The organism is Actinoplanes sp. NPDC089786, from assembly GCF_040684855.1.
Lineage (GTDB): Bacteria > Actinomycetota > Actinomycetes > Mycobacteriales > Micromonosporaceae > Actinoplanes.
The window spans coordinates 631,174-656,348 of record NZ_JBFBGU010000002.1; the positions used below are offsets into that span (position 1 = coordinate 631,174).

Genomic DNA, 25,175 nt, shown 5'->3' on the forward strand with positions numbered 1-25,175 from the left:
CAACAGCGTGTGTGTCGAAGTGTCTGTTTAGCCTCCAGCGGCCTGGCCAACCACTTTCTCGAGCCGGACGAAGACTATGACGTCACTCGAGACAGCTGCGACTTCCTGGTCGCGGCTTGCTCCGGCATCCAGAAGATCTCGGCACCTGCGGGAACGCCGTTCCTCATACGCAGCAGGTAGTTGCTGGTCCTCCGCTCCCCTCATCTGCGGCCACGGCGACCGTTAGAGCACCAGCCGCAGCAGCTCGACACCCCGGTTTCCTACCGCCACTACCGGGCCGTCCGGTGCGAGCCAGGCCACATCCGCCAGAGCGCCGTCGAGCCGCAGCCCGGCGACCGCCTTCCCAATCTGCGGATTCCAGATCCGCAACGTGCGGCGGTCGCTGACGGTGGCCAGGTAGCGGCCGCCAGGGCTCGCCGCAGCGGCGCTGATCGGCTCAACGTTGCGGTCGATGACGATGAGCGGCCCCGCCCCGGCGATGTGGATCTGCGCCTGGTCGCCATCGTCGGGCCGGGCGACGTATCCGGTCCACGCCGCGCTGACGATCAGCTGGGTGACCGGGGCGGGCATCCGGTGGATCAGGACCGACTGCCCGGTTGCCGGGTCGATCAGATGGACGGCGCCGGACGCGTCCCCGGCGAGAAGCTGGCCGTCGCGTACGTCCAGAGCGGTCAGCGCGGCGGGCAACGTCACCCGGCGGCGTTCGGCCGGGGCGTACGGGAAGAGGATGTGCAGGCCGGTGTCGGCTCCGCCCACGGCCAGCCAGCCAGCCCCGGCGTCCGCCCGGCAGAACCGGTGTTGCCCCGGCCCGAGCTCGAACTTGGCACCGGCCCGGCCGGTCGTCGGCGACCACACCAGGACGGTGCCGCCGTGTTCAACGGTGGCGAGCCAGCCCGGTGTGGCGGCGGAGGCGATCACCTGGTCCGAGTGACCCTGGCCGGTGGCCACGCGCGCACCGGTGGCCGGGTTCCAGAAGTACACGGTGCCGTCGTCGTCCGCGGTGGCCAGCCACCGGCCGTCCGGAGAGACCACGCAGGTGAAGACGTAGCCGTTGATGAAGGTGATCCGCTCGCGGCTGTTCAATTCGTAGCGGACGGCCCCACTGGTGGCGTCGGCAATCGTCGCCGTCCGGTCGGTGTCGATGACCGCGAACCAGCTCGCCCCGGCCGGTGCCCGGCAGCTCACCGTCGAACGGCGGAACGCCTCCGGGCGGGCCGCCGGAGCGCCGGAGCCGATCGGCCACAACCGGGTCGTGCCGTGCCGGTCCGCGGTGGCGAGCCAGTCACCGCGGCTGCCGGCCGTCCCGATGGTCACCGGGCCGGCGTGCGCACCGATCGGGCGGATCTGGTCGCCGGGCATCCACAGATAGACCCCGCCCTCGGCGTATCCGCGGTCGGAACCGACCGCCAGCCAGGAACCCGCGGGCCCGCAGATCGTCGCGGCGACCTCACCGGGTATATGGCACTGCTGGTCCGTGCCGCCATGACGAGGGTGGATCCGGAGCGTGGCACCCCGTTGCACCGCGTCGCCGCTGGTCGTCTCCAGCTGCTCGACCCGGGCCAGCCACGAGCCGCCGGGATCGGCCAGGGCGTGTGAGATCCACGTGGAACGTCCGCCCCGGCCCACGTGCCGCCGGAGCCGTTCCAGCACGCCGAGCGACAGCCAGTCAGGCCGGATCACCTCGGTGATCCGGCCGCTGACCGGGTCCCAGCCGACGACATCGTCGCGGTGCGCCACGATCAGCCGGCCCTGGCCGCCGACAGCGAGCAGGCCTATGTCGCGGCGGGCTTGGATCAGCCGCCGGGAGGCCAGATCCCAAACGTGTACGCCGTTGCCGTCGCCGTTGAACTGCGCCGCCAGCCAGCGCCCGGCCGGATCGGCCACCAGGGACTCGACGTCGCGTTGCCCGTACGCCGGTGGCGCGTCCAGGGTGCCGATCAGGCCGAGGCGCAGGTCCCAGAGCAGGATGGTCCCGTCCACGGTCGCCGTGGCGACCCGCTGCCCGGACGGGAGGAAGGCGCACCGGACCGCACCGCCCTTGACGACGTCGTGGACCTCGCCCGTCGGCAGGCCCTCGACCGGATCGAGCGACCACAGGTGCAGCTCGGAGGCGACGTTCCCGAGCGCCACGGTGTGACCGTCCGGGCTGATCGACGCGGAGATGATCGCTCGGCGGCTGCCGGGCAGCGTGGTGATCAGCTCGCCCAGCCCGACATCGAAGATCTGCGCCACCCCGTGCTCGTCGCAACGCAGCAGCCGTCGGCTGTCCGGGAAGCTGAGCAGCGCCGTGACTTCGCCCTGGCCGGGGATGGTTCGGGCTATCAGCGTGCCGCCCGGCGCGGCGGCCCAGCGTGATTCCAGCCGGGGCACTAGGCTCTCCGGCGCCGTGCCGGCCATGACGGCTTCGCGAGGGCCGCCGGCGGGGAGCCGTGACAGGATGGTCGCCTTGAGTGCGGCGGCCGGCCGTAGCGGTTGGAGGTCGTGGGCTGACGACCGTAGGGCCACCCGGACACCACGTACGTCGGGGTCGTCGTCGAGCAGGGCCAGGTCCGCGTCAAGCCCGGCGAGGCCGAACTCGGCCAGTTTGCGCCGCAGCCAGTCCAGGTTCAGCAGCAGCGCCCGCAACTCCCCCGTCCGGCCGGCTTGCGCCAGCTCGGCTGCCCCGTGTTCGAGCTGGAAACGCACCTCGTGATTCACGGTTCAGTCCTCGTCGTCGTCGAGCTGTTGCGGGGTCAGGGGTCGTTGCAGGTCGAGCCACTGCCCGCGCATCCGGGTGAGCCGCTGCGGGCCGAGCAGCCCGCGCAACGACTGCACGACCACGTCGTGGAGGTGGATCTGCGGCGGGTTGAGCTGGTACCGCAGGATCAGCGACTGCTCGGCGAGCAGCAGGCACAGCTTGCGTACGGCGGCGTCGTCAAGCCCTCCGGTCGAACCCCACCAGCGGCGCAGCGCGGTCAACGGCACCGGCGCGGTCTCAGGGAAGATCGCCAGCTCCAGGTAGCGTTCGCGATGGTCCGGGCGCAGGAAGTGCAGGCTGGCCGCGAGTGTCGTGTCGACGGCGTCCCTACGGCTCTGCGGGCGGTCGGCGTCGAAGCTGGACGGTCCGTCCGCGCGCAACCGGGTCTCGACCTCGGCCAGCGAGTCGTCGGTGGAGTTGCCCTGCTCGACGAGCCGGACGAGCGCACCGTTGATCAGACCGAGCAGCAGCGGCCACCGGCCCGACATGGTCAACAGCCGGGCCACGACCTCGTCGGAACCAGGCCGATCGACACCGTAGAGCAGCAGGTCACGTGCCTCGTCCGGCTGCATCTCCTCGACCGGTACCGACCGGGACCCGCGTGGCAGGCTGGCCGCGTTGCGGGTGGTGACCAACCGTACGCAGGAAGGTGCCCCGACCTGGAACGGCGCGAGCTGCCCCGGCGTCCAAACGTCGTCGATCACCAGCAGCGTCCGTTCGCCGCCGAGCGCCTCGGCCAGCTGCCCGCCGGCCCGGCGCGGGTCCACGGCGACCGCGGCCGGTCCGGTCAGCTCCTGCACCAGCTCGTGGATCTTGATCGGGATCCGGCCCTCCGGCGCGTTGCCGACCTCGACCCAGAGGATGCCACCCGGAAACGTATCCCGTACCCGGGGATCGGCAGTGACCATCTCAGCCAAGGTCGTCTTGCCGAAGCCGCCGGTGCCCCGGACCCCGGCGGTCACCCCCACGGTGGACCCCGCGTCACCGCGGAATGCGTCAAGCACCTGCTGGTGCAGGCCAGAACGGGCGATCCGAACCCGATTGGCCGCCGGCACCATCATCGGCCGTGATCCGGCGCCGGTCAGCGCGCCGGTGAGTATCGCCGCCAAGTCCGGCCGACCGGCCCTGACGCACAGCTCGGGCAGTTCCCGGAGCCGGCGGCGGACTTCGAGCCAGTCCCAGATCTCGCCGGCCTCGTAACCGGGACGCCAGCGCGCCCGCTCAGCCGCGGACGTCCCGGTCAGATCTGCGAGGTCGGACCAGCCGTCGGCGAGGCGTTGGATGAACTCGTACTTCACGGCTCCGCGGTCACGGTCCATGACGACCATCGTGGAGCATGACCGCCGCCGCGGCACTGGGCCGACCGTCTTGCCAAACACCAACGACCGGATGGCGGCCACGACCCCCGTCGTCCGGGTAGATAACCGGCAGGTTCGCGAGACACACTGGCCGGTCCCGCTGTCCGTCAGCTTCCGACCAGCCACCTGAGGAGCCTTCGTGGATCATCCCGCCGTACTCCCCCTTTACCAGGCCTGGACCGCGGTCGGCCCGGACAGCCGCAGGCACGCCCTGGCCGGGATCGACACGCCCGGCCCGATCGCCCTGCGCAGCCGTTACCGGCACTTGCACGATGCCCAGGCCCCGGCGGGCCCGCTGGCCCCCGAGCTCACCACCGCGGCTTGGCAGCGGATCCTGGACCTCGAGACCGAGGGCGACCTGGCCGTGCAGTCCGGCGAGCTCGAACGGGCCACGGCGGTGTTCGCGCAGCTGGCCAAGCTCGAGCCGACGACCGGCCACCGTGTGGTGCTGGTCCACGCCCGGATCGGCGCCGGGGACGTTGCCCGGGCCCGCGACCGCTTCGACGAGGCGATCGCCGCGTACGAAGAGGCGGTGTCGATCGCCGGCAGCGATCGTTACCGGTTCGGGGAGTTGCGGGCGAGCGTCGCCCTCGGCTACCTCGCCCTGGCTTACTCCAGCGGGAACAGGGCCACGGAGTTGTTCCGCCGGGCCGCAACGCTGGCCGAAGAGCTGGGCGATCCCCTGTACGGCGCGAACACCGCCCTCGGCCTTGCCGAGTGCCTCGAACGGGCAGATGACCTCGACGGAGCCATCGCCCTGGCCCGGACCGCGTTCGCCGCCTTCGGGCAGGTCGGTTCGCTGATCGGCCAGGCCAACGCGGCGCACCGGGCCGGGGCGTTGCTGCACCGGGTGGGCCGGCTCGACGAGGCCGCACCGCTACTCGAACAGGCCTACGGCTGGTACACCACGATCGGCGACCCGGTCGGCCTGACCAACACCCTCAGCGGCCTGGGCGACCTGTTCCTGGATCGGCAGGAGTTCGACCTCTCCGAGCGGTGGTACGCGGAGGGCCTGCGCCAGGCCGAGGCCACTCAACTCCCCCGTGCCCGAGCCCACGCTCTGCAAGACGTCGCCCGGGTGTCCCGCGGCCGAGGCGCCTGGTCACAGGCGGTCGAGGAGTTCGGCCGGGCGCTTGCGGCGTACCGGGAGATCGACGACCTTGGCGGCGTCTGGCACGCGCTCGACAAGATCGCCGAGGCCCAGGCCGAACTCGGCGGGACCTCCAACGTGGCCCGGACCCGCCTGGAGTCGGTCTACTCCATCGAGGAATTCCGCGCCGGTCACGACGACGAGCGGTCCCAGCGGGAGTACCGCGACCGGTTCGGCCCGGCGTATTCCCGGGCGCTCGCCGCCGCGACGGACGCCGACGACGCCGCGGCGTTCGCGGTCGTGGCGGACTGTTTGGCGGGACGGCGCCTGGCCGGTCTCATCGGGAACGGCGGCCCAATCCCGGCCTCGGACGCCGCTCTGCTGCAGGGTCTGCTGGCACAGGCTGACCAGCGCTTCGTCCAGCGCCGCCGGGCACGTACGGCCGAACCGGGCACCCGCGAGCAGCGAATCCGCCTGCTCGGCGCGTTCGGGATCCGCCACGGGCTGGCGGAGCGGGCCGAGACCTCGCTCGACGACCAACTGGCCGCGGTCTATCTACCACCCGAACGCGATGGCGAGCCCCTGCTGGCCGCGATACCGGCGATCGCGTACCTGCTCGAGGTGCTGATCGACCCGGCCGTGCCGGATCTGGTCCGCTGGATGTGGCGAGCGCCCGGTGGCCGGCCACGCCTCGGCTCGTCCCCCCTGGGTGACACCGCCCGCGACGTCCTCACCACGCTCGGCGGTCCGGACAGGATTCATCTGCGGACCGGTGACCTGCAACCGGTCTCCAAGGTCCTACCTCCAGAACTTCTGCGGTCGCTGCGGGCCGACGATGCGGCGGCCCTGCTCATCGTTCCGGTCGGCGACTTCTGGATGGTGCCGTGGAGCGGACTCCCACTGAGCGACGACACCGTGCTCGGCGAGCGCGTCCGCTACGCGATATGCCCGTCGCTGACCGTCCAGCGGCTGCTGGCCGAGCGCAAGAAGGAGACATCGGCAGTTGTCGCGACGGCTGACGTCTGGCGCAGCCCCCTGGTCAGCGGGCACGACCTCAGCGGCGTGGACCCGGCCCGCCTCACCCTGCGCCCGTTGGCGACACCGGCCGCGGCCCGGAAGCGGCTGCGCGACGGCAGCGACATGATGATCGTGGTCGGCCATGGCCGCCCCGCCCCCGGCCTGGGCCACTACCTTGAGCTCGACCGGAACGAGTGGCTGGTTCCCGCCGACCTGCTGGGGGTGTCCACACCCCGCCGGCTGGCATTGCTGGTCTGCGAGGCGGCATCGACCACCGGACCTCGACCGAGCGACCCGGTCAGCCTCGCCACGCTGGCGCTGGCCGCCGGCTCCGACGAGGTGCTGGCGACGCTCGGTGAGCTGGCCGACTCGTGGCCCGCCACCCAATATGCGGACGACATCCTCACCGGTATGGCTGGCGCCACGCTACCGGAAGCGTTGCACCTGGCCACGCGCAAGTTGCTGACGGAAGACGGCACCGTGGACGAGCCGCTCTTCTCATGGGCGGTGCTGGCCGCGATCGGTACGCTCTGATGTTGCTCGAGCGCATCGCCAGGGTGGAACGCCGGTCCGGTGTAGTCTCGCCTGCCACCAGGCCGAATTCGCTAAAGTGGCGCGGTGACCGATGCCGTGTTGGTGCTCGATCTCTTCACCACGGAAGCAATCCTCGGTGGCGACGAACGTCTGGTGAAGGGGGGCCGGGTGAGCTTCGGCCGCCCGATGATCTATCCGGTCCACCCGGACGAGCTCGACCCGCTGCTGGCCCGGCGCCCCGACCACGGCCAGCGAAAGTACGTCCTGCTGCACTTCCCGTTCGACCTGGAACCACCGCGGGCCGGCCGGCGGTACGAGTCGGCGACGATCGGAATCAGCTTCGAGGACGATGTGGCCGCCCTCGACATCACGCCCATCGCGCCGCACGGAGACGAGCAGGTCCACCTGGACATCCGCGGGATCGGCCGGACCGAGGTCGCTTGGGACCTGCTCGCCGGCGAGCCGGCGGCCGGCCTGCGCGCCCGCAGCCGGGTGATGCAGGTCGTCCTCGACATCCCGGCCGGCGCCACCGGGTTACGCGGGGCACTGAGCGCCAAGCTGACGATTGCCCCCGGTCGCCGGGAAGTGGGGACGCAAGGTCGCCCGCAGTCAGAAACCTGAGAACTTCGAGCTGAGCACCGGACCCGGAGGACCTGTGAGCACCGTGGACGTCCTGATCATCACCGCTCTGCAGGAGGAGCACGATGCCGCCCGCGCGGCTGTCACCGGGGTCGGCGCCGGCAACTGGCAGGAGCACGGCAAGGACAGCGCGACACCGCACCTGATCGGCGAATACGGCAGACCGGACGGCGGCCGCCTGACGGTGGCACTCGCCCGGCCCACCGACATGGGCGGGCGCCTGGCCGCTCCGCTGGTGACCACGCTGACCGACCAGCTGCAGCCGACCTGCCTGGCCATGTCCGGCGTGTGCGCGGGCAATCCCGACGACACCGCCCACGGCGACGTGGTCGTGGCGTCCCCGGCGTACGAGTGGGACGAGGGGAAACTCTCAGGCTCCACGTTCGAGGGATCGCACCAGCAGTACCCATTGAATGATCAGTGGCTGCGGGCCATCCAGAACTTCGATGTCACCACGATGCCGAGCTACGGAGTCGCCGACGAGCACGAGGCCGCCACCTGGTTGCTGGAGCGTCTCCACATGCACCAGGATCCCCGTACCCATCCGGCCCGGTCCCGGTATTTCCCGAAGAACACGTGGTCGATCCGGCTGAGCCGGCTGGAGAGCGACGGTCTGATCGCCTGGCAGGACAGTGCCTGGGCGCTGACCCCGGCCGGCTCGGCTCAGATCGTCAAGTACCTCGCGAACGACGTAGATGGTCCCGACCAGCTGCCGTTCGCTGTCCGGCCCGGGCCGATGGCCAGCGGAAGTGCGGTGATCGAGGATCCGGAGATCTGGACCAGACTCAAGCGCATGGGCGTACGGAAGGTTTTGGCTCTGGAAATGGAGGCCGCGACCATCGCGACGGTGGCCCACCAGCGGGCGGTCCCGCATTGGCTGGTCGCCAAGGGCGTGATGGACAACGCGAACCTCGACAAGGACGACCGGTTCAAGGAGTTCGCCGCCCGTGCCTCGGCCGAGGTTCTGTACGCCCTGCTCCGGAGTTTGATCGACCCGCGTCCGCGATCACCCCGGCATACCCGGGAGGGGGCGGCGGCCGGAGCGATCCCCGGCGCGGTGAAGGTCGAGGTGCTCCAGCAGCTCCATTTCGACTGGCAAGATCTGGCCGACCTGGTCGGCGTACCGGTCTTCCAACGGGCCCGCTTCGCCCCGGGCCAAGAACCCCGAGGGGTGTGGGAATGGCTGGAGGCCCGCGGCCGGCTCGCCGAACTGCCGGCTGCTCTCGACCTGGTCGGCCGGGCCGACCTGGGCGACCGGCTCCGGGACGCCGGTCAACTGTCGGCTGACAGCTGACAGCTGAGCCACAACCTCGCCCACGACCTCGCTAGTCCGATCTCCCCGAGCCGACCGCGGCGGCGTGCTGCCGCAGACCGCAACCGGGACGCCCTGTTAGCCGGCCCGGGAGCACCGCGCGTAGTCGACCCTGCAGGGGGTCGTCACCGATATGGCCGTTACGTTCCGTTATAGTGGTTACGGCCTTAGCCGCTTCGGTGGGTCGACACCGTCTCAACGCCGAGCGGGAGGATGAGTGACGCCTCGAGGGATCCTCGCGGCCGTACTGACGGGCGAGCTCAGGGTCATCGGGCCCACAAGTCGCTGCACCTGGCCGAGCCGAATTTGAGCTTCTCGAACACCCGGCAGGAACATGCCGCAAAACGCGCGTTTCTCAGTCGCCTTGGCGATGACTGGTCCGATGTAGCGGACGTTTTGTCGATTCCTCTGGACACTCGACGGACGTTCGCGCGGGGTGAGGAGCCGCGGAGGATTTGGGACTGGCTGGAGGACAGAAATCGCCTCGGCGACCTCCCATCGGCACTTCGCGAGGCGGATCGCGCCGACCTCGCCGAGGAGTTCGGCCCGGGACGGACAAGTCCGTACGTCGTGATCACTCGCTTTGAGTCCGGTCCCCGCGAGACCAATCTGCGTGAGGTCTATGACGACATCCTCGAAGGGCTGGGCAGCGGAACCATTGAGGTCGAAGACGGGCTGCACGGCCGGGCCGACTTCCACTTCGTCGCGCATCGGGCGGACCTGCTCCTCGATGTGGGCTGTGCGAGCGGCGCCATCGACCGAGCTGTCAAGGCATGTGCGTCGGGTACATCCGCCAGAGCGACGATCATCCTCATCGGACCGGTCGGCGAACGAGAGGATGCTATGAGGGTGATCGATAAAAGGCTCGGGTCGGGGACCCCACCCCATTTCTATCTACAAGGCGTGGAAGACCATGAAGAGATGCGCCAGCTGATCTCCAAGCTTGTAGAGCAATTGGTCGGCCGCCGGACTCGCCGGAGCCTGCGGACGCGAACCCAAGACCCGCGCGACCCTGATGTAGGTGGCTACTGATGAACCTTTCCTGGATCGCGGCCGTCCTGGCCCCGCGCGACATCGCCTCCCATCCTTACGTGCCCGACGATGCCCCGGCCGATTCTCAGGAGCCGATTCGGCTCGCCAACTTGATCCTGGGAACCGGCTCGGGCAAGTCCAGCTACTCGCTGCGCCTGTTGCAGCAGACGATGCGCAATGACACCGTCCGCGATGCCGTACCGAAGCTCGCCTCGCTGATCCGAGAGCCGAGCGACGACCTCGCCCGGACCGGCGCCTACACCCTCGTCCTCTGTAGCGCGGCCGCGGAGCTCGACGACTACGAGACCTGCTTCGCCACCATCGACTACGTGATAGACGGCCTTGACAAGGTGTCAGCCGATTCGGAGCTGGTCCGAGGAGCCCTGCTGCAACAGAAGGCCCTGCGCCTACGGGACGCGGGCCTGCCGCACCTTCCCACGTTGCGGTCTGCGGCTGAGGCAACCGACCGGGTGGATCCTGATCGATGCACCCCATTCGCTCCCGGGCCGAACAGCACCAAGGGCTACAGGGAGATCATCGAGACGGCCAAAGAGAACCTGCGCGCGGCCTCCGGAAGCCTGATCTCCATCGACGACATCGCCGGCCCAGACGGCGAGGCCCTCGTCGAGCTGCGTGAGACAGGCTCGCGTCTCCAGGCGGAGATCGTCCGGCGGTCGATCTCCATGCGGGCCTCCGAGTACGCGTCCTTCGTCCGGCAGATGTACAAGGACGACTTCGGGCAGCGCGGCCGGGTCCTCGGTGGAAGCAGAACCGCCGACCTCTTCGCCAGCGCCCTGTCCCTAGAGCTGTCCGGGCATGGCAACGTCTATGCGGCCCGCCGCGAGCTGGCTTTGCTACGACTGGTGCAGAGAGAGCGTGACGAGGCCGACGTGGCGGACGCCTTGCGCCTTCTCCGCCACAGCACCGCGAAGGACGAGCTTACGATTGCGCTTCGAACGCTGGTCGATGCCGGCCCACTGGCTGCGCTCGCCCGTGACGCCCAGCAGATCCTGCACTCACGCACTGCCCCCCATCTCCTGCGTGTCGTCGAGCTTCAGGTTCTGCGGGCAGCAGCGGACGTGCTGAGCTCGGAGGACTCGCGACGCGGATTCGATGCGACGATGGCAGCCCTGGCCGCTGGCGGGCCACAAGACCTGCCGGGCAAATGGCAGCTGCCGGTACTGCGCCGTTCAGTGGCCTGGGCGGCAGCCGCCGCCTTGGGCAACGTTTGTCAGCAAACCACTGCTGCCGCCGAGATGCTGCTTGCGGAGGCAGTCAACGCCCCGGAGGACGACCAGACCTTCGACGAAGAATTGCGGCGAGCCGTCGCCCTGCTCGACTGGACATCGATTGACGCAGAAACCCGCCAGCGGTGGGAAGAAGAAGCGCTCTCTCTTCTTGCCGATCGGCTTCCCGGCACCATGGAACTTGTCGCGCTTCGTTGCGGACAGCGAGCCCCCCGCTCCTCCCACGATTCTCCCATCGAACTTCTGGTGGACGATCTCAACGCGGCACTCGTACAGAAGCGGAGGCCCGAGGTCTCGGAGAAGGCTTTGGCTCCCCTCATCCAGGAGCTGGGTCGGATCCGGGCCGAGGCTGCCGACGGTCAGCATTCATTCGGTGGAGTCGACGTTGCCGCTGTCGCAGCAGCAGTGTTGATCGCTTCTGACGACACCTCGCTCTGGCAGGAACTCACTGAGTTCCTGCTTGATCCTGCGGTCAGCGCCGACGACACGGCCTTGGCCTTCGACCGGCTGTCCGGTGCCGACATAGCGTTGCCCGAGAAGGTCGCTGACGCCTTCGCCAAAGGCATTAGGCAAAGAATTCTGAACACGGCGTTCTTCGGATTCCACGCCGATATGGTGGTCTTTCCCGCCGCACTACGGTTTGCCTCGGTGCACGGCCTGATCAGTGAGGCGGACACGTACACGTTCACCGCTCGGCTACTGGGTGAGCCGGATGCTTCCTCCCGCCGCGAAGGCGCCCGCACGGTGGCTATGCTGGCACGGCGCCGACACACCGAGGGTCTGCTGCCACTGGTGTTGCCGTTCACCCGGGACGAGAACGCACCAGTTCGCGCGACGGCGGCGGCCGCGTTGGTCCAACTGGCTCAGTATCCAAGCCAATGGCAGTCGTTGATCCTGGACGAACTACACGAGATCGTGAAGCAGGACGGAACGTTGGTCGCCCGGACCCTGTTGAACGAGCTGGAGCAAACACCCTCGCCGGCGATCAAGAACTCCTTGTTGCCGTACCGCCTCCTCTCCATCCTCGACCACCCGGCGAATTCCGTTCGCCGCAGAGCCACGAAGGTGTTGGGTGATGCGCTTAGCTCCCACCCCTGAGCCGCCCGTAACCCTTCCGTTTCTACCGAGGCCGCATGACGCCACGAAATGACCAGCGCTCCGCGACGGCACCAGACGATCACCCGGGCGGGCGCCACCGGCGCGATGGCCAGGACCCGCGACCCCAGGCTCACCTCGTGGCGCGGCGACGGGCCGTCCGATCACCAGCGTCCCCCCGCGGTCGCCGGTGACGGTGACCAGCCCGGCTTCGTCGCGGGCGAGCGCGGCGGCGGTGACCGGCGCGGTGTAGAGGCCGGCGCGGCCCATCACCCGGGACTTCGCCACCCACCTGGTCAACCACGCCGACCTGCGCGGCGCCCGGTCACCCGACGATGCGTTCCTGCGCTACCGCGACGGAAAGCCACTCACCTCACGTCGCTATGACCACCTCTGGACCCGCATCGGCCGTCGACTGCCGTGGGTCGCCGCGCAAGGCATCTCCACCCAATGGCGACCTCCTTGAACCAGTTGGGCTTCCGAGGCTGACATGGTCAGTGGTGTTCAAGTCGACGAACACCACCATTGTCGTGTCTATGGGCACAGGCGGCACCCATCGACGTGTACAGATACGTAGACTGAACGCACCACTGTCGACCTGTGTGAATCCTGTAGGCGCCCCACCACGGCAGCCGCCACTACAACAGCCCTCGCTCCTGTGCGTGCATGAGCGCCTCGGTGCGGGTGCGCGCGCCGAGGCGGTTGTAGAGCTCGCGCAACAACCGGAACATTACCCGCTCGGAGTAGTGCTCTTGTTCGGCGAGCCGGCCGACCGTGAGCCCGGTACTGAGTTCTCGGAGCCAACGTCGCTCGGTCTCGGACAGCCCATACGGCTTGCCCTCGGACGGATTGCCGTCCGGCGGCGGAACGGCTGGGGACGGAGGTAGCAGCGATCGAATGACGTCGAGGGGCACCAGGCTCGTCCCACGGATCGCGGCGTGGAAAGTGTCCAGGACGATGGCCGCGGTGGCGTTGCGGGGCATCGCCGATACGGCACCGGCGGTCAGAGCCCGGACGTATGCGTCGGCGCTGACCTCTTCAAGCACCGCGACGACGAACATCCGGTCGCGAGCATGGCTGAGCTCCTTGAGCAGATCCCAGTCGTCCGTATCGAGAACCGTAAGCACGACCAGCGCGACGGTGCCGCGTGGCTGATCGTCCACCCACGCCATGAGATCGCGTGGCTCATCCGTGTCGAATCCGGCGTGAGACAGGACGGCAACCACGCCCCGCCGGAACACAGGCAGCGGATCTTTGACAGCGACGCGGAATGGCATCGATGAGCGCCTCCGATTTGGTCTGGTAGTGGATCGATCCTGTCGAACGTCCGCTTCGATTTCCACAATCACGGCCGGGTGGCAGACAGGTGTCCGCCAAGAAATTGACGCGTGTGAGCGGCGATCGGTCGTGGACCGGCGCGAATCGCACTGCTTAGCGTCGGGTGGAGTCCCAATGAAGACGACCCCGTTCAGGCCAAAGGCGGTGCTCGATGGTGTTCTACCGCTTCAGCCCGGGTGACCAGCCCGTTCCACGTAAGCCCCGCAAACGGCGGAAGAGGGTGACGATCAAGCTCCGGAGGGTCCGGACCCGATCGCGCAAGCGAAGGGGTCTCCTCGCCTGGCTGTTCGGCCGCTGATCAGCCGCGCTGCCGTCTAGGCTTTCGCTCCCGGACGGTGGCCGCCTGCCAGAGACCCGCGTAGTCGGCCGGAGACCGGCCCTGAAGCAGTACCTCGAGCAGGCTTCTCGTGCGGGCGACGACGCCGGGATCGTCAGCAATGATGCGTGCGCGCCGAAACGCCCTTTCGGCTTCTCCCAGCGTTGTTGCAACCCTGCGGAGGTAAAGGCCGGTGATGGCAAGTCCGTGAATGTCGCATGTCAGATAGGAGCTGTCGTCGACGCGTAGATCGCGAGCCTGCCGCTCGGCAAGGAGAAACGCTTCCTTGGCCGGGCCGGGCCGGTTGAGCCGAAGCGCGGCTATGCCCTGTAGGACATGAGCTAAGGGTGCATGCCGACTGCGGTCGAGGCGGGCCGCGGCGGTGGCTGCTGCCAAGGCTTCCTCAAATTGCTCATTCCTGAGGTGAACCTGCGCCACGATCGTCCGCGCGCGCCGGGACGACACGTTGTGTTCGTTGCGCCCGCCGATCTCGGCTGCCTCACGCGCGAGCCGATACGCACCTACGTTGTCGCCCGTGACCAGGTGTGCATAGGCTTCGGCGATCCGGCATTCGGCTCGGAGCACGAGATTGCTCCCAATAGTTTCGGCTAAACGCTTTGCGACGCCGATTTCTTTGAACATGGGCTGTGGCTCCCCCAAGTCCTCGAACACGGCACCAAGGTTGAGATGAATTCGGCAGCTCAACGCGTCGCGCTGTTCATCGTCGTCGGTGACGTCCTGCAGATCCCGAAGTGCGAGATCGAATTCGTCGATCGCCCCCCGCAGCGTCCCTTTCTCCGCCCGGCACAGCCCGAGGCCGTTATGGGCCGTTGCGGCCCGGAGCGGATCGTCGGCCTCCCGTGCCAGCCGCCACGCCTCCTCGTAACTCTCGGCGGCCTGGTCGAGGCGTCCCGCCCGGTACGCGGTTCCGGCCAGCTGATTCATCAAGAACGGCCCGTTGTCGACATAACCGTGATGCGCGTTGTATTCGATCGCTCGGTCCAGCAGCTTCCGCGCCTCCTCATATTGGCTCTGCTGAGTCTTCGCGTCGGCTAACGTGGACAGGTTGTGCACCAGATCGTGTCCGTCGAGATCGTCGATGAGCTTCAGCCGCCACTGACTCAGGACATCGCTCTGACCCCAGCGGCGCAGGTATGCCTCGTCAATCTCCTCCATGATGTCCAGGGCGTCGTCGTGCTGCGCGGCGGAGATTCGCAGATCGATCTCGGCGAAATGGGCATCCAGGTCGACGACGGTGTGGACGTCGTGCCGCCGAGCGTTCCGGAAGTAGTCGGCGCCAACTGCAGCGAAGGCACGCGGCGAGACACCTGCGGGGAACGACTGCAGAATGTGCTCTCCGTCGGGACGCGGCGGAACATAGAAGCGCTCGCCATCACGGCGGACGACACGCCGAGCATGTAGTCCGACGAGCACATCCCGGCTGTCGACCTCCCCGCCGTATCGGCGAAGCACGTGATTGACAACCTCGGGCCGCACCGGGCGCCGAAGGACAGCCAGCACTTGCAGGGTGCGCCCTTCGGCCGGCGACAGGGTGGCGAACAGAACGTCGATCAGCTTTCTAATAAGGTTTTCGGAGTCAGTCCGGGGCAATGCGGCAAGCAACCGGCCCAGCGCAGCCGGTTCGGCCGCATCGAGCAGCAGCGCCGCAACGAGTTCGAGCACGCGCGGATGTCCGTGACTGATGATGCCTAACTCCGCGACATCACTCGCATCGAGGTTGCGCAACGGCGGTGTCGAGTGGACAAGTCGCCGGAAGACCTCGGCCGCCTCAGGACCCGGCAGACCGCCGGCCAGATCGAATGTGTCCTCGGGGCGGCCCCAGCCCCCGCCGGTGATCGGCCGCCCAGTGATGAGCAGGAAGCGAATGCTGTGATCGTCGCGCTCTGCCAGGTCGTCGAAGACGTCGCGCAGTCCGGCGTCGAGAAGCCGGCCGTCCGCATCGAGCAGTTCTTCCACGTGGTCGACAACGACCAGCACACGAGTCGTTCCGAGCGCCGCCCGGACGGCGTCGAGACGTTCCAGCCAACTCGTCTCCGGCTCATACGTCAGAGCGTCGAGCTCTGCCTGCTTCGCCTCGTCGGGATGAGTCGCCACCAGCGTCCCGATGATCGTCGGGGCGTTGATCAGCGAGTCCCCATAGGTGGAAAGATAGGAGTACGCGTCCACACTGAGCGCGGCCTCGCCACGGTCGAGTCGCTCGAACAGTCGGGATGCGACGGCCGTCTTTCCCTCACCGGCATTGCCCACCAGCACGACAGGTCCCGGCGTGACGGCGAGCCGGCCCTCAATCCGCTCGACGAGCGGCTGACGATCCTGGAACTCGGTCGCGGCGAGAGCCGGTGGCCTTGAGACCACCGTTTTCGGCGGCCGTGGTGTGGGGTCCGCGCTCTGCCGCGCGACCGGCAAGAGCTGGGACAGCAAGCGTACCAAAACCTCGGCCGATGCGCGCGCAGCGAATCGTTTGTACCGGTCGGACTTGGGAGGGCTCGCATGGTCCATCACACCCTTGGCCACGAGCCAGATCGGCATCTCCCGGCTGGCGGCCGCGTTGCCGATCGCGGCAGCCTCCATCTCCAGTGCCACAATCGATCGCGATCCAGTGTCGGCCAGCTGGTCCCACACTGCTTTATCCTCAACAACCGCGTTGCCGCTGGCCATCGGACCGACTACTACCCGGAACGGCAGCGTCTTCGGGCCTTCCGCCGTCTGGTAGCGGAATTCCTCTAGCCATGCTCGTCCGTCGTCGGTCATTTCCAGGAGTTGACCTGTCCGCTGCAGGTGACCAGCGAGCTCTAGGTCCGTGGTGTGGTGGCGCCAGGTGTCCGTCGGCACGTAGGACGATCGGGAGTCGTGCAAGAACGGGTCGATGCCTAGGACGAGCCGCTCAAGGATCCACGCATGGATCAGCTCATCGGTAGGCGGTGCAAAGCTCGGCAGTTTGGTCGGATCGAGCCGCTTGGCATATTGCTCCCAGGACCGCAACAACGGGGTTTGTCGGTGGTCGGCCTGGAAGCTATTGGGGTATCGCTTGCCCTCGTCGTACTGGAAGACGTGGCTGGCCACGACGACGTCGCCGAACGAGACCCGCTGCGGATGACCAGCACAGACGCCAGCCATGGCCAGGCAGCGCGGCTCAAGTCGCTCGGCCAGCGTCGCCGCAACGGCGCTGGCCTCGTTGCCCCCCATTGTGGTGAGGACAGCCAGGGCGAAGGTGAGCGACGAGCCGCCCGCCAAGCGATACTCGCCGATCGAGTACGGCATGGTGTTGAACTCATTGCGTGGTTGCCAAAGCGCGACGCCCAGGTTAGGACCGTCCAGGGTCTGACCGGCGTACCGGACGGCGTCCCCCTCCAGGTCGAGGGCGGTGATGATGAGGGCATCGATCGGCACAGTCATGTTCCCGCCGGGTCGGCATCCAGATCGGCGTATCGGACGATCGAAACGGCCAGCCCGCAGACGAATACCGCCTCCGCGATCGAGACCACCACGAACGGCGAGCGCAACGGTCCGTTGATCCAGAAGATGACAATCGCCACCAGCGCCGGGGCGCAGAATCCACCAAGATCCACAATGAGTTGGAGCATCTTGCGGCTGCGGCGGTGAGGGTCGCTGCGATGGGCGGCCTCCCAGCCGAAGACCTCGGCCTCAACCTCGGCGGCCAGTCGCCGGCCGAGATCTTCTCTGATGTACCGGCCGATGGCGGACACCTTTTCGTCGTTGGTCAGGTAGGTCCAGCCGAGCAGAGTAGTGACCGGTGGGAGCAGGAGAAGCAGGTTGGCGTGTCCCCTCGAGGTCAGAGCCGCGGTGATCACGGCGGCCATCGAGGCCAGCGACGCGTAAATCAAACTGTCCCGGAAGCCGATCCTGACCTTCTGCTCCTCCTTCAGGCGTTCGTACTCGGCCAGGAGTAGACGGGATGCGGTGACGTCTGATTCCGACATGCGACCATCTTCCCGGCGAAGACTCGGCGCAATCAATACGTTGCTATCCGTTACCTAGTCATGGCACGTTTGCGGCGGGGCGGCGCTCAAATTAGTCCGTCGCATGAGTCGACGCGGGGCAACCCACGGGTCTATCTCGACATGTCCAGCTCCGCGGAAGCGATCATGGTGTGCGTACCGCCTGTGTTCGCCCTCGGACACAAATGATCAAGGCATGACCTGCGTTTTCTTCGTGGGATGTCGGCCAGTTTCCGGGCGAGCGCGCAGGTCGCTGCCGTGGTAGTTCAAGTCCCACTCCGACACTGCTCATCCGCCCACGCATTGCGCACTGACAAGAGCACCGCGGGCCCTTGGGGATCCCTGCGGTCCTGGTTCCGGAGCGCGCCGTGGCCTCGCCGACCCGACGACCGCGGCGTGGGCCGAGGGCGTCGAGCTCCCACAGTCATCCGCTAGGTCCTGCCACAGGTCGGACGGAATCACCCCGCGCCGAAACACCTCGAGGCTCAGCACGCGACCAAGAGCCTCGATCGTGTCCGAGCGCCCACCGCGCGGCACTCCGCTCAGCAGGACGTGGTCGCTACGGCCGCAGCCCGTCGCAATCCGCGCGCCAACGTGGTAGGCAACAGTCAGTACGTCCGCCCATCGCGCCGCGTACATGGCTGGCGCGGGGAATGGAGCTGTCTGGATGAGCGACAAGGACATCGAGGGCGAAGCGTTCACACTCCAGGATCTGTTCGAGCGATGGTCCTACGACATCGACTACTACCAGCGCGAGTTTGCCTGGTCCGCAGAAGACGTCCGAACCCTGGTCGACGATCTCGTCACTCAGTTCGGCCAAGCCAAGAAGGACCCCCGCACACGACGAAGCATTAGCCGCGCCGCGCAGTACTTCCTCGGGCCGTTCGTCTTCCACGACGTGCGACGTGGAGTGCGCTTCCTGGTCGACGGGCAGCAACGCTTCACCGTCCTACACCTGGTCTTCATTCACCTACGCAACCAGGCGCGCGCGCTCGGAAACACGACGCCGTAGACAAACTCAACCGAGTGATTCGGTTTGCCGGCCGCGAAGGCGGATGGCGGTTCCGGATCGACATTGCAGAACGCCGCCCCGCGCTGCAACGCTGGTACGACGGCAACGACTTCCAGCCCGACGCGGGAGACTCCATATCGCTCCGCAACCTCGCCGCCCGCAGCGACGAGCTTCGCGAACTTCTCGACAGCCGGCTGGACGCGGCGGATTTGACGACCTTCGTCGAATGGCTTCTGTCCAGGGTGACGCTGGTGGGCATACGTGCCCCCGACCGAGACAGCAGTTTCCGCATCTTTGAGTCGATGAACGACCGCGGCACCCGCCTCACACCAGTGGATCTACTCAAGAGCTTTTTGTTGTCGCGCGTTCGCGAGGGCGAAGAAGATCTCAATGTACGCTGGCGGAAGATGCTCTCCGAGCTGACCGTCTCACGCGATGAGGACGGCGCACCCAACCGCTTCCTCAAAGCAGCTCTCATCGCTAAACATGCACGGATCCTCCGAAGCGGCGATGTCGAAGGCATCAATAACGAGCTCCACCTGTGGGTTCGCCAGCATGCTGCCGAAGTGTTGCACCTCTCAGAGGCAAACGAATACTTCGAATTCGTCGACCAACTGATCGACCTGGCGAACCTCTACCGGACCTACCTCAGCGCGTCCCGAAAGCTCGATTCCTACCACGACCTGCAGGCACTCTACTACAACGAGATCAACGGGCTGACCAACCAGATGATCTTCGTGCTTGCTGCGGTCGACCACGGCGACATCCCAGTGATCGCCAAGGAGAAGGCCGCAGTGGTGGCGAACTTCATCGATCGCTGGTTCGTCGTGCAGATCGTCAGGGATGAACCGGCGCAGCCGGCCGACCTCGAAAAGCTCGTTCCCGCCTTGGTGCCTGGATTGCGTGACTGCAAAACCCCTGACGACGTTCGAGAGTTTCTCGCCACTCAGCTTTCCGAAGACGATGAGTTCAGTGGCATTCTGACCTATCAACTGCGAGGCACCAACACCGCCCGAGTACGCTACCTGCTCGCCAGGATCACAGCGTTCGCGCAAACAGGATGGAACGAGCCTGACCTTACCGAGGAATATCTTCAACCGGAGCGGGCCTGGCACATCGAGCACCTTTTCGCGGACAAACACGAACGGCACCCGGAGATACCTAATCCTGTCGACTTTCGGTTATTGCGAAACCGCATTGGCGTGCTCGGCCTTCTCAAAGGAACCGTCAATATGAGCCTGCAGGATAAGGTGCTCTCAGAAAAGATCCGAGTTTATCGCAGCGAAAACCTGGTATTGCGGTGCCTGCACTCCGACTACCACCTGAACGTCAAGCCCATTCGCATGTTTATGGAGCGGCACGACGTCAAGGAGCACCTTCGTCCGCTCGCAAGCACGACCGACTTGCAAGCCGCAGTCATCGCACGTGGCGAGCTTTACCGTCGGCTCTGCGTGGCGATTTGGAAGCGAGAACGCCTGGGCTTTCCGTCCGCACCTATCGACGCAGACGAAGGCACACCTGCGCCAGCTGCCGTCCAGTCGCCGCCCCAGATCCCGCTTCAGGTGGGCCGACGCACCAGGCCCACCGATATTCAAATGATGATCCGTAAAGGAGTGTTGGTGCCAGGAACCGCAATCGTAGGCTGCGTCGACGGCGACGATACGACGGCTGAGATTCAGCCGGACGGCCAACTCAGGCTCCACACTGGTGACGTCTTTCGCAAACCCGATGACGCGGCCCGCGCGGTAGTGGGTAAGAAGACCGAAGGAATGCCATTCTGGCACGTGATCATGCCGGACGGATCGCGGGTGTCGCTACGACGACTGCGGGACGAGGCCCGCCGACGTCGCGCCGCACCGAGAGCCTGAAGAAGAATGCGCCGACGCCGGATCGCATGTAACTTTCAGTAGTAGACGCCGAGGCGTGAAACGGTGCATGAACTGGTAGTATAAACGTATTAATAAGCTTATACGGGCGGATGTGAATTGTGGGGTGCTACTTCCTCTCGGGCACCAATCACAGACACGAGTCGCCGAGGTTACGACCTCGGCGATTATTGTTTCCTGGCCTGATCGGTAGGTCATCCGCAGGCCGATGCGGCTTTACAACTCTGCCTTGTCCCGCGGGTCGGCGCCTCGGAGAAATTTGAGCTGGTCGTTGAACGCCTCCGGGATGGTGTCGAGCTGGTCGGCGGTCGTCCGCTGCGGCGGTGAATCGGTCATGCCGAGTCGCGCCTGAGCGTTCTTCTTGACCGCCGAAGCCTCCGAGATCCACCCGGCGATCAGCGTCGGGTCGCCTCCGGCCCCGAGAGCGGCTGGGTAGCCACGGTAATAGGTAGGACCGCAGACCATCGCCTCTACCTACCCGCCACCGGCGTAGATTGGCGGACGGGCAGTTCGAACAAGGCCCAGCAAGGACGCTTGGGGAAGATCAGCAGCCGCGATAGGCGTTCGCTTGAGTCCGGGCTGTATCGCCGTGGCGACCTACACCGCGCGGAGTCAGCGTGGCTTGCGGGAGACCGCCAGCAACTTCTGCAGGCTGGCGTGCCGGAACTGGTACGAAGCACCGTTGTGGCGCAGGATCCCCCGGGCTCTTGCGTCCTCCAGGAAACGGAGAAGGAGTACGGGCCCCTCCCCGCGGATGGCCAACAGGATTTGGAGGGTCAGGAACCGGGGCCATGCGGTCACGAACCCGGCACACACCACGCTGAACAAGGCGACGAACACGACGGACGCATAGCCCTCGTCCTGCCTGCCGACCAGCAAGAGGAAGTAGCCTGCCGTCGTGGTGGTGATGGCGGCCAGGGTTAGGGCGATCATCCTGTCGCGTCGGAGCGTCTTGAGCGGCGTGACGAAGTCCTCGGATCCCCCCGCGGTGGTGCACAGTTGCGCCAGCACGACGATCGATCCTGCGAAGATGCCGGCCCCGGTGACGTGGGGATTGCCGAGCTGCACGCCGAGGGCCGTCGCGGCGCCTACCACTGCGGCGCCGGTGACCACGGCTTTCAGCAGTGACGACCATTTCGTCCGGACGTATTGCGGGTCGTTGCTGACGTCGAACTGCTTGCGGCCAACAAACGCGGCGATTGCGCCGTAGAACAGTGTTCCGAGGGGGAATATCGAGAGGGCCTTGATGATGCCGTATGGTGGTCCCACCCACGTGGCGGCGAGGGTCCCGCCTGCGGGGAGCCCGGCCAGCAAGCCGCACAGGTTCGCGTATTTGCGTTTCGCCCCAGGGACCGGGTGATCGGATCCGAGCGCCAAGATCGGTATCTTCCACCATGCGATGTCCGGCGACTGCTGGTGCTCGACCACGGCCGCCAGATAGGCCAGCCACGCCGTGGCCTTCTCGGCCTCATAGCGACGCCAGCGAGACCCGGGCAGGAGCTCGGCGTCCGGCATGCCGACATGGTGTTTGTAGAGCGACGGTGCGTACTCCTTTAGGAGGTGTTGCTCGATCTGGCTCGCTGTGCGGAAGCGGAGGAGCTCCTCCGGCATCCGGGGAGGCCTCTGGTAGACGACCCGTGCCAGATAGGCCATCAAGGGGGTGGACAGGGCCTTGGCGATGACGCTCCTCTGATCGCCGCCCAGGCGCGCGGTCACCGGCTCCCACAGCTTGCCGTTGTCGAACGTACCCGCAAGCAGGTAGGCGGCGATGTCGGGCGCCCGAACGGGTTTCATGCGAATCGTCACGACGTTCTCGATGGTGGCGCCCGAGGTGCGGACCGCCTTCTCGAACTCGCGGCTGCGGCTGACGAGCACGACTGGGGAGCTGGTGCCCATGACCGCACTCAGTTCTGTGAGGGCGTTGGGGCGAGTCTGCGCGGGCATCTCGTCCAGCCCGTCGAGGAACGGAACGATAAGCCCGTCGTCGATGAGATTCTGCACGGTTTTGGCGCCGCCCGGGAAGGCCGGGTAGAGCGCCGTCAGTTCGCGGCGCATCCAGGCATGCAGATGGACGGCCGTCGGATCCCACGAGGAGATGTTGAGCAGCACCGGCACGCCCGTTCCGGCCTGCCTGGCATCGAGAAGCTCGAGGAGAAGCTGGACGGCGAGGATGGTCTTCCCCGAGCCGGCACTGCCGAGCACGAGCAGGCGACTGAGGTCCGCCGCGTTGAGCAGCGACGCCAGCCTCGTCGGCACCGCGTCGCCGGGGTGCTCGACGGGCCTGCCGGCCGGTGATCGTGGTGTGCCGACGGCGTCACGCGAAGGGTATTCGACCGACCGCGGCACCAGCATTAGCGAATGGCTGCGCAAGCCCAGCTTGCGGGTCTCTTCCACCCACTGCTTGCGGACCTGTCGGGCGAGGTCGTCCGCGGCCACTGCACTATCTCGATCCGTGGTGCCCGGCGATAGCGACCGCCAGCCGAAGAAGAATCCGAACACCACTGAGATGATCGTGAAGGGCGCGATCACCAGCCCGGCCGCACCTCCGAGCTTGTCCCATTGGTCCGCGCGCTCCGGCGCGCCTCTCGCTAGAACCACGACCCATGCGATCAGGGCCACCAAAAGGACGCAAATGCCGATGGTGATGAGCAGGCCTCTCGTCGCTCGTCGGCGCACGGCACTCATGCTGTCGCTCCTCCCGCCGTCCGCTGGTCCTCCCGAGGCGCTCACATGCGCCTGCTCGGATGGATCAACGTGGCAACGCGGGCACTGGAAACTGGTGTTGGTACGCAACCCCTGATTGCCTCTTGTCCCGCTCCACTCGGGGATCAACAACGCCTAATCGGATGGTTGGAGGAGTGGCCATGCAGGGGGCGGGCTCGCGCCCATCGCTCAGGTCAGACACGTGAACTCGCGAGAGGCAATCACCGTGGGCGCATCCTGAGTGTTGGGCCTCGGACACTCAAAATCCGCACGGGTGCGTAGAAACCCGTGTTCGTGTTCAGAGGTATCTGAACACCCTTCTTCCCTTCGCACAGTGCCGCTTTGCGCGGCCGGTCGGCGGGGGCGGTCCACGTGAACACCCCCCTCGTCGCACCTGTCATCCCGGCGAGTGATCCGGCCGCGCGTCCAACGGACGCCCCGGCACAGGTGACTCGCGGACCGCTGCCGCTCCCCACCCTCGACGCCGTCCTCCCCCTGGCACAGGTCGCCTGCGCGCTGAGCGCGGTGGACCGCAGCGGCCGGGTCGCCGACCGCAGCGTCATCCGCGCTCTCGGCTGGAGGCCCGGGCAGATCCTCCAGATCGGCGTGCACCGCGGCATGGTCGTGGCCCGGGCCGTGGCAGGCGCCGCCGGTCGTGTCGACCGCCGGGGCTTCTTGCAGCTGCCGCTGCCGGTACGCCGCCGGTGCGGGCTCGGCGCCGGTGACCGGCTGCTGCTGGCCGCCGACCTGGATGCCGGGCTGCTGACCGGCTATCCCCTGCCGGTGCTCGGGCAGCTGCTGGCCGCCGCCACCCCGGCGGGAGGTGCGGCATGAGCCAGGCACCACCGGACCGGGCCGAGTTGCAGGCGGCCCGGCTGCTGCTGCAGCGGATGGGCATCACGGCCGAGGATCTGCTGCGGACACCGGCGGCGCGGCCGGCGGCGCCGACCTTCGCGCAGTACGTGCCGGTGGTCGCGGCCGCGGTGTCGGCGGGGACTCGGCGCGCGTACGGGTCGTACTGGAACAAGGTCCTCGCCGTGTGGGGCGACCGACACATCGACGAACCGGTGCCCTCGGAGATCGAGCGGCTGTGCCGTCAGGTGCAGGCCGACGTGGTGCCCCGCCGTAACGCCCGCGGCGGGCGGTCGGCCGCCGAGCATCTGGTCGCGGCGTTGCGGTGCCTGTACAAGCGGGCGGTGGCCGACGGGTTCGTCGAGCAGGCGGCCAATCCGGCGGCGAAGGTGGCCAAGCCGCGCCGGGTGCCCAGCACCCGCCGGGCGATCGCCGACACCCGGCTGGCCGAGATCAACGCGGTGGCCGCCCGCTCGGGCGACGACCCGCAGCTGGACACCCTGCTGATCCGGCTGCACACCGAGACGGCGTGCCGGCGCGGCGGGGCGCTGAATCTGCGCCCGCGGGATCTGGACCCGGACCAGTGCCTGATCTTCCTGCGGGAGAAGGCCGGTACCACGCGGTGGCAGCCGGTGTCACCGACGCTGATGCGGCACCTGCAGCAGCACCACACCGAGCGTGGTGACGGCGACCGGGAGAAGCTGCTGCTGCGCTACCGCGACGGCCATCCGCTGACCTACCGGCGCTACGACCACCTGTGGGTGCGCATCGGCCTGGAACTGCCCTGGGTCCGGGCACAGCAGATCAGCACCCACTGGTTGCGGCACACCACCCTGACCTGGGTGGAGCGCCGGTTCGGACAGGCCATCGCCCGCGCCTACGCCGGGCACACCGATGAACGGGGCGGCAGCAGCAGCTCGACGGCAGGCTATGTGCGGGCAACCGTGCCGGAGGTGGCTATGGCACTGGCTGCCCTGACCGGTGAACCCCATCCCGCCGCCGGGGAGGGCTGATCAGGTAGGACGAC

Annotated in this window: 16 protein-coding genes; 9 read left to right on the top strand and 7 right to left on the bottom strand. The window is 67.3% G+C overall.

What is annotated here, in order from left to right; genetic code table 11:
• Positions 1-222: 222 nt before the first annotated feature.
• Together AB0O15_RS13705 and AB0O15_RS13710 are read right to left on the bottom strand one after the other, a co-directional pair.
• Entirely contained in the window at positions 223-2,697 is a 2,475-nt protein-coding gene (locus tag AB0O15_RS13705) for a hypothetical protein (protein WP_364318049.1), read from the bottom strand.
• A gap of 3 nt (positions 2,698-2,700) precedes the next feature.
• Positions 2,701-4,056, bottom strand: a complete 1,356-nt coding sequence (locus AB0O15_RS13710) for an NB-ARC domain-containing protein (RefSeq protein WP_364318051.1) — start codon at positions 4,054-4,056, stop codon at positions 2,701-2,703.
• Positions 4,057-4,234: 178 nt separating this feature from the next.
• Between AB0O15_RS13710 and AB0O15_RS13715 the strand changes: the two genes are divergently transcribed.
• The 5 genes from AB0O15_RS13715 to AB0O15_RS13735 all read left to right on the top strand — a co-directional run bounded on the left by AB0O15_RS13715 (position 4,235) and on the right by AB0O15_RS13735 (position 12,064).
• The gene (locus AB0O15_RS13715) at positions 4,235-6,736 is read left to right on the top strand and encodes a CHAT domain-containing protein (RefSeq protein ID WP_364318053.1); all 2,502 of its coding nucleotides are present in this window, start codon (positions 4,235-4,237) and stop codon (positions 6,734-6,736) included.
• An 84-nt stretch (positions 6,737-6,820) separates the two neighbouring features.
• Positions 6,821-7,357, top strand: coding sequence for a hypothetical protein (locus AB0O15_RS13720; protein ID WP_364318055.1), 537 nt, complete (start codon positions 6,821-6,823; stop codon positions 7,355-7,357).
• A 34-nt stretch (positions 7,358-7,391) separates the two neighbouring features.
• Complete coding sequence (locus tag AB0O15_RS13725) at positions 7,392-8,669, top strand: hypothetical protein (protein ID WP_364318056.1); 1,278 nt, start codon at positions 7,392-7,394, stop codon at positions 8,667-8,669.
• Between the two features lie 231 nt (positions 8,670-8,900).
• Entirely contained in the window at positions 8,901-9,719 is an 819-nt protein-coding gene (locus AB0O15_RS13730; RefSeq protein WP_364318058.1) for a hypothetical protein, read from the top strand.
• Positions 9,719-12,064, top strand: coding sequence for a hypothetical protein (locus tag AB0O15_RS13735; RefSeq protein WP_364318060.1), 2,346 nt, complete (start codon positions 9,719-9,721; stop codon positions 12,062-12,064). Before AB0O15_RS13730 ends, AB0O15_RS13735 begins: the two co-directional genes overlap by 1 nt.
• 635 nt (positions 12,065-12,699) lie before the next feature.
• Here the strand turns inward: AB0O15_RS13735 and AB0O15_RS13740 are convergent.
• The 3 genes from AB0O15_RS13740 to AB0O15_RS13750 form a co-directional block, all read right to left on the bottom strand.
• The gene (locus AB0O15_RS13740) at positions 12,700-13,338 is read right to left on the bottom strand and encodes a hypothetical protein (protein WP_364318062.1); all 639 of its coding nucleotides are present in this window, start codon (positions 13,336-13,338) and stop codon (positions 12,700-12,702) included.
• Positions 13,339-13,697: 359 nt separating this feature from the next.
• Positions 13,698-17,132 (bottom strand): tetratricopeptide repeat protein, encoded by a 3,435-nt coding sequence (locus tag AB0O15_RS13745; RefSeq protein WP_364318064.1) that lies wholly within the window; start codon positions 17,130-17,132, stop codon positions 13,698-13,700.
• Complete coding sequence (locus tag AB0O15_RS13750) at positions 17,129-17,677, bottom strand: hypothetical protein (RefSeq protein ID WP_364318066.1); 549 nt, start codon at positions 17,675-17,677, stop codon at positions 17,129-17,131. The genes AB0O15_RS13745 and AB0O15_RS13750 overlap by 4 nt, the downstream gene beginning before the upstream one ends.
• Positions 17,678-18,362: 685 nt before the next feature.
• On the opposite strand from AB0O15_RS13750, the gene AB0O15_RS13755 reads away from it, so the two are divergent.
• Together AB0O15_RS13755 and AB0O15_RS13760 are read left to right on the top strand one after the other, a co-directional pair.
• A complete protein-coding gene (locus tag AB0O15_RS13755) occupies positions 18,363-18,707 on the top strand; it encodes a DUF262 domain-containing protein (RefSeq protein WP_364318067.1) in 345 nt (114 codons plus the stop codon).
• 14 nt (positions 18,708-18,721) lie between these two features.
• Positions 18,722-20,575 (top strand): DUF1524 domain-containing protein, encoded by a 1,854-nt coding sequence (locus AB0O15_RS13760; protein WP_364318069.1) that lies wholly within the window; start codon positions 18,722-18,724, stop codon positions 20,573-20,575.
• A 234-nt stretch (positions 20,576-20,809) separates the two neighbouring features.
• Here the strand turns inward: AB0O15_RS13760 and AB0O15_RS13765 are convergent, their stop codons facing one another.
• Both AB0O15_RS13765 and AB0O15_RS13770 read right to left on the bottom strand, forming a co-directional pair.
• A complete protein-coding gene (locus AB0O15_RS13765) occupies positions 20,810-21,058 on the bottom strand; it encodes a hypothetical protein (protein ID WP_364318071.1) in 249 nt (82 codons plus the stop codon).
• 147 nt (positions 21,059-21,205) lie between these two features.
• A complete protein-coding gene (locus tag AB0O15_RS13770; protein ID WP_364318073.1) occupies positions 21,206-23,278 on the bottom strand; it encodes a hypothetical protein in 2,073 nt (690 codons plus the stop codon).
• A 465-nt stretch (positions 23,279-23,743) separates the two neighbouring features.
• On the opposite strand from AB0O15_RS13770, the gene AB0O15_RS13775 reads away from it, so the two are divergent.
• Together AB0O15_RS13775 and AB0O15_RS13780 are read left to right on the top strand one after the other, a co-directional pair.
• Positions 23,744-24,130: a hypothetical protein gene (locus AB0O15_RS13775; RefSeq protein WP_364318075.1), complete on the top strand. Its 387-nt coding sequence runs from the start codon at positions 23,744-23,746 to the stop codon at positions 24,128-24,130.
• On the top strand, positions 24,127-25,161 hold the full coding sequence (locus AB0O15_RS13780) for a tyrosine-type recombinase/integrase (RefSeq protein WP_364318077.1): 1,035 nt from the start codon (positions 24,127-24,129) through the stop codon (positions 25,159-25,161). The genes AB0O15_RS13775 and AB0O15_RS13780 overlap by 4 nt, the downstream gene beginning before the upstream one ends.
• The last annotated feature ends 14 nt before the right edge of the window (positions 25,162-25,175 follow it).